This window comes from Rhodopseudomonas sp., assembly GCF_048594845.1.
Lineage (GTDB): Bacteria > Pseudomonadota > Alphaproteobacteria > Rhizobiales > Xanthobacteraceae > Rhodopseudomonas.
Genome location: NZ_JBMDXE010000048.1, coordinates 1 through 5,312 on the forward strand (window position 1 = coordinate 1; position 5,312 = coordinate 5,312).

Below are 5,312 nucleotides of genomic sequence, written 5' to 3' on the forward strand. Positions count from 1 at the left end.
GTGGTGCGTACGTTGACCATGATGGCCGAGGCGGCGAAGGCGCTCGGCGTCGAGGTCGTGTTCCTCACGCCCGAAACCTTCCCCACGATGCGGCTGCCGAGTTATCCGGATCTGCGGATAGCGATCCCGAGCCCGGCGAAAGTCGCGCGGATGATCAGCGCCGCGCAGGCCGACTGCATCCACATCGCCACCGAGGGACCGATCGGCCTGATGGCGCGGCGCTATTGCCGCAAGCGCGGCCTGCGCTTCACCACCAGCTTTCACACCCGCTTTCCCGAATACGTCTCGGCGCGCGCGCCGATCCCGGAATCCTGGGTCTGGGCGCTGCTTCGCCGCTTCCACGGCGCCAGCCACGCCGTGATGGCCGCGACGCCGGCACTGGCCGACGAACTCCGCAGTCGCGGCTTCCGCAACGTCGTCCTCTGGCCGCGCGGCGTGGACGGCGAGTTATTCCATCCGCGCGAAGGCGCCGACCTCGGCCTGCCGCGCCCGGTGTTTCTTTCGGTCGGCCGCGTCGCGGTCGAGAAGAATCTCGAAGCCTTCCTGTCACTCGATCTGCCCGGCACCAAGATCGTGGTCGGCGACGGCCCGGCGCGCGCCGGTCTACAACGCAATTTTCCGCAGGCGGTGTTCCTCGGTGCCAAACAAGGCGACGCGCTGGCGCGGGTCTACGCCGCCGCCGACGTGTTCGTGTTCCCGAGCCTGACCGATACGTACGGGCTGGTGCTGCTCGAAGCGCTGGCCAGCGGCGTGCCGGTGGCCGCTTACCCGGTGACCGGGCCACGCGATGTGATCGGCGATGCGCCGGTCGGCGTGCTCAGTGACGATCTGCGGCAGGCCTGCCTCGGCGCGCTGTCGATCTCGCGCGAGGCCTGCCTCGAGTTTGCCACAGAACATACCTGGGCTGCATCGGCCCGTGCGTTCATCGACAATGTCACCCGGGTCTGGATGATGGACCCGAGCCCGATGCTCGCCGGCGACGCCGGGAAGCCGCGCAGCATCGTCGCCTGATCTGATCCTCAAGCCAACGTGCGTTGCTGCCAGCCCGACGGCCACGCTACCGTGCGGCCATGATGGATTCCGTTTCCCTGCCGATCTCCGCGGCCGATATCGAGGCAGCGGCCGCCGTGCTCGCGCCGTATGCGATGCGCACCCCGCTGCTGACCTCGGCTGCGCTCGATGCCGTCACTGGCGCGCGCGTGTATCTCAAGCCGGAAATGCTGCAGCGGACCGGCTCGTTCAAATTCCGCGGCGCCTTCAACAAGCTGTCCTCGATCCCGCAAGCGGCGCGCGCTGGCGGTGTGGTGGCGTTTTCGTCGGGCAATCATGCTCAGGGCGTCGCCTCGGCCGCGCAGATCCTCGGCATGCGCGCCACCATCGTGATGCCCGCCGATGCGCCGCTGTCGAAGCGCGAGCGCACCAAGGGCTATGGCGCGGAGGTCGTGCTGTACGATCGCGACCGCGAGGATCGCGAGGCGATCGCCCGCGACATCGCAGACAGCCGCGGGGCGACGCTGGTCCCGCCTTACGATGATCCAAAGGTGATCGCCGGGCAGGGCACCGTCGGCCGTGAGATCGCAGCCGATCTCGCCGCACTCAGCGTGACCCCGGATATCGTCGTCGCTCCGGCCTCGGGCGGCGGTCTGGTTGCAGGCACAGCCCTCGCGGTGACGACACGCTTCCCCGAAGCTGCCGTGATGTCGGCCGAGCCCGAAGCGTTCGACGACCACGCCCGTTCGATCGCGGCTGGGCGCCGCGAACCTCACAAGGCCGAAGGCCGCACCATCTGTGACGCGCTGATGGCTTCGATTCCCGGCGAGTTGACCTTCGCGATCAATCAGCAACTGCTGTCGCGGGGCGTCACGGCGTCCGATGCCGAAGTCGCGACTGCGGTGGCGTTTGCGTTTCGTGAATTGAAGCTGGTGGTCGAGCCCGGCGGCGCCGTGGCGCTGGCCGCGCTGCTGGCGGGCCGTCTCGATGCCCGCGGCAAGACCGTCGCGATCGTGCTGTCCGGCGGCAATGTCGATGCCGACCTGTTTGCGAAGCTGATCGCCTAGACGATCAGCGAGGTCGGGAGCGGTTCAGGAGAAGAACGCGATCTTCTCGGGCTGACTCATCCGCCGCAGCGGGGCCAGCGCGTCGCCGCGCGGCTGACCCGGATGGCTGACCACACCGCTCGCCAGCAATGCTGCGCCCAACGACGCTGCCCCAGCGGCGGAAGCAGCAGGGGACGGCGCCGCAGCCGTCATGACGGGGACCGCAGGAACGGCAACAGGAGCCGCCATCTGCTGCGGCACATAGAGCGGTTCACCGCGCTCGCCGATTTCGAATTCAGGCATCCCGGCCGATGCCATCGACGGCATGTCCGTGGAGTCCGCATCCACGGCAGACACGGGGGCAGGAAAGTCGGGCTCGGCCACTTCATGCGGAGCCGCGACCTCGGCGGCGATCTGCGCGATGTCGGAAGGATCACCGGGCTCGACCTGGGCCTCTGTGGCGAACTCGGCCTCAACACGTGCGGCCTCGATCGCAGCTTCGAGTTCCCCGGGCTCGTGCGGCTGCGGGGCCGACATCTCCATGGCGACCAGGTCGAGCACGGCCTCATCGTCTTCGGCTTGAGCCGCCGGTTGCTCAGCCGCGAGGGGGCTTTCCGGAGCAGCGGCAGTGGCGTGGGGCTCGGCCACCGCGTGATCTGCGGCTTCAACGAATTCGATCTCGTCGGTCGTGGTGCCCGTCACGATCGTGAGCGGCGGATCGTCGACGGCTTGTGCGTCAGCGATCACCGCGTGTGTTTCCGCAGCTTTTGTGTCCACAGCTGGAGCTGTGGCGATCGTCGCCGCTTCCGACAGGTCACCGTCGGCAACCGGCGATGCCGGTTCGTCAGCCACCTGCGAGGGCTGTGCCGTCCGCGGGCGCGGCTCGCCGGCAAGGTCGTGGATATGGTCGAGCAGCCCGTCGAAGGCCGCCAGCACGGCATTGGTATCGATCTCGCCGATCAGACGGTGGCCGATGTCGATTGCGCCCACCTGGCTGTCGAGCAGATTACAGATGCGCACGTCAGCGCCGCATTCGCGCAGGGTCCACGAGACCTCGCGGATGACCCTCGCGCCGTTACGTGCAGCCGTCAGCACGGCGTCGTTCTCGAGGCTGGCGAGGCTGTGCGCCACGCTCGCGCGGGCCTCGCCGACAATCGCCCGGATGGCGATCAGCGATTCGCTCAGAGATTTGCCGCTCGCCTGCTGCTTCTGAACAGCGAGATTCTGCTCGATCCGCGCCACCGCATCGAGCACCATGCGGGTGTCGGCATTGCGATTACGTTTGGCGTATTCGGTGAGAAACCAGCGACCGCGCGAAGTTTCCATGAAGGCTTCGCAGATCGCATCGTAGTCCGCATCGCTCGGCATCGCCGCGCGGGCGGAGATCGGCGAAAGTGCGAATGCTTCATCGGCCATCAGGGAGACTCATTGCACAAATCACTGCGCGTCACGATAACGATCATCACGATCCGCGCTGAATCGCAATTGAATTGATGTCTCCCGGAACAAAAATCCCCATCAGAACAAAGGCTCCGAAGCGATTCGCGGTCGGGCTCGCGGTGTTTTACGCCACCGTCTTCAGTGTCACCGGCACGTATCTGCCGTTCTTTACGGTGTGGCTGAAGGCGATCGGCATCGAAGCGTTCTGGATCGCGGTGATCGTGGCGGCGCCGTCGATCACGCGGTTCACGGTCCTTCCTTTCATCACGGCCCAGGCTGAGCAACGTCACGCGTTGCGGGCCGCATTAATTACCACGGCGACACTGACGGCGCTGGGCTTTATTTGCCTCGGTCTGTTACGAGGGCCGCTCGCCATTCTGGCGGTGTTCGCACTAACCGCGTGTGCCTGGACGCCGTTGGTGCCGCTTACCGACGGCTACGCACTGAAGGCCGTGGCGCGGTTTGGCCTGAACTACGGGCCGCTGCGTTTATGGGGCTCCACCGCCTTCGTGGTCGGCGCGCTGGTGAGCGGGGTCCTGGCCGACCTGATCGCACCCGAGCATTTGATCTGGGTGATCGCCGCCACGGCGGCGCTGGGCGTGTTCGCGGCCTTTGGCCTGCAGCCGCTCGATGCGCCGGGGACGCGGCCGGCCACGCCGGTTCGGCGCGTCGCGTTGCTGCGGAATCCAACATTCCTTGCGATCATCATCGCCGCCGGGCTGATCCAGGGCAGCCACGCGGCCTACTACACGTTCGGCTCGATCATCTGGCAGGGCGCGGGTTACGGCGGCAAGACCATCGCCAGCCTTTGGGTACTGGGCGTGCTCGCCGAGATCGTGGTGTTTGCGCTGTCGCCGCGGCTCACGATCTCACCTTCGTGGATGATGCTGATCGGCGCGCTCTGCGCCGTCGCGCGCTGGCTTATCACCGCACAGGATCCCCCGCTCGAAATCCTGATCGTCGTGCAGTTGCTGCATGGTGCGACGTTCGGACTCACCCAGCTCGGCATGATGGGGCTGCTGATCCGGCATGTGCCGAGCCATGTCATCGCGCGGGCCCAAGGTTATTTCACCGCCTGCTCCGGGTTGGCCACGAGTAGCGCCGCGATGTTGTCGGGCGCGTTGTTCGCCCGCTACGGGATTGCGGTCTATGGACTCATGGCCGTGATGGCGCTGAGTGGTGCGCTGGTCGTCCTGGTCTGGCGCCGCCGGCTGCAAGCGCCGGCCGCCGATCAGCCCCACAGCTCCGGCGTGGGCGGATAGACGGTGCTGGCCTCGTAGCGCAGGCCGCCATCGCGATCCTTGGCAAGTAACAGCGGGCCGTCGAGATCGACGAACCGCGCGTGTGGCGTCAGCAGCATGGCGGGCGCCATTGCCAGCGAGGTCGCCACCATGCAGCCGACCATGATATCGAAGCCGAGCGCCTGCGCGGCCTGAGCCATCGCGATCGCTTCGGTTATGCCGCCGGTCTTGTCGAGTTTGATATTGATCGCGTCGTAGCGGCCGCGCAGGGCCTCGAGCGAGTCACGCGCGTGGACGCTTTCGTCGGCGCAAACCGGGATCGGGCGCCGGATCGTGGCGAGCGCCTCGTCTTGGCCGGCGGGCAGAGGCTGCTCGACCAGCGTGACGCCGGCTTCGGCGCACGCAGCGAGGTTGTACGCGAGGTTGCCGGGCGTCCAGGCCTCGTTGGCATCTACGATCAGTTCGGACTTCGGTGCGGCGCGGCGCACCGCCGCGATCCGGTCCGCATCGCCGTCACCGCCGAGCTTGATCTTCAGCAGCGGCCGCGCTGCGGCTTTCGTGGTGGCTTCGGCCATCGCCTCCGGGGTGCCCAGCG

5 protein-coding genes are annotated in these 5,312 nt (G+C 67.2%); 3 read left to right on the plus strand and 2 right to left on the minus strand.

Annotation, left to right across the window (positions count from 1 at the left end; genetic code table 11):
• Both ACOJTD_RS02610 and ACOJTD_RS02615 read left to right on the plus strand, forming a co-directional pair.
• Positions 1–1,011, plus strand: a 1,011-nt coding sequence (locus ACOJTD_RS02610) for a glycosyltransferase family 4 protein (RefSeq protein WP_420131384.1), incomplete at its 5' end; no start/stop codon positions are given.
• A gap of 62 nt (positions 1,012–1,073) precedes the next feature.
• Positions 1,074–2,057 (plus strand): threonine/serine dehydratase, encoded by a 984-nt coding sequence (locus tag ACOJTD_RS02615; protein WP_420131385.1) that lies wholly within the window; start codon positions 1,074–1,076, stop codon positions 2,055–2,057.
• 24 nt (positions 2,058–2,081) lie between these two features.
• On the opposite strand, the gene ACOJTD_RS02620 is transcribed toward ACOJTD_RS02615, so the two are convergent.
• Positions 2,082–3,452 carry a hypothetical protein gene (locus ACOJTD_RS02620; RefSeq protein ID WP_420131386.1) on the minus strand — a complete coding sequence of 457 codons (1,371 nt, stop codon included), beginning with the start codon at positions 3,450–3,452 and terminating at the stop codon, positions 2,082–2,084.
• Positions 3,453–3,529: 77 nt separating this feature from the next.
• On the opposite strand from ACOJTD_RS02620, the gene ACOJTD_RS02625 reads away from it, so the two are divergent.
• Positions 3,530–4,738: an MFS transporter gene (locus ACOJTD_RS02625; protein ID WP_420131388.1), complete on the plus strand. Its 1,209-nt coding sequence runs from the start codon at positions 3,530–3,532 to the stop codon at positions 4,736–4,738.
• Here the strand turns inward: ACOJTD_RS02625 and ACOJTD_RS02630 are convergent.
• A partial coding sequence (locus tag ACOJTD_RS02630; RefSeq protein ID WP_420131387.1) for an enolase C-terminal domain-like protein occupies positions 4,708–5,312 on the minus strand: 605 nt, incomplete at its 5' end. The genes ACOJTD_RS02625 and ACOJTD_RS02630 overlap by 31 nt on opposite strands.

Coding starts and splice junctions, on each gene's coding strand:
- ACOJTD_RS02615 (WP_420131385.1), top strand. CDS start 1,074: ATGGATTCCGTTTCCCTGCCGATCTCCGCGGCCGATATCGAGGCAGCG.
- ACOJTD_RS02620 (WP_420131386.1), bottom strand. CDS start 3,452: ATGGCCGATGAAGCATTCGCACTTTCGCCGATCTCCGCCCGCGCGGCG.
- ACOJTD_RS02625 (WP_420131388.1), top strand. CDS start 3,530: ATGTCTCCCGGAACAAAAATCCCCATCAGAACAAAGGCTCCGAAGCGA.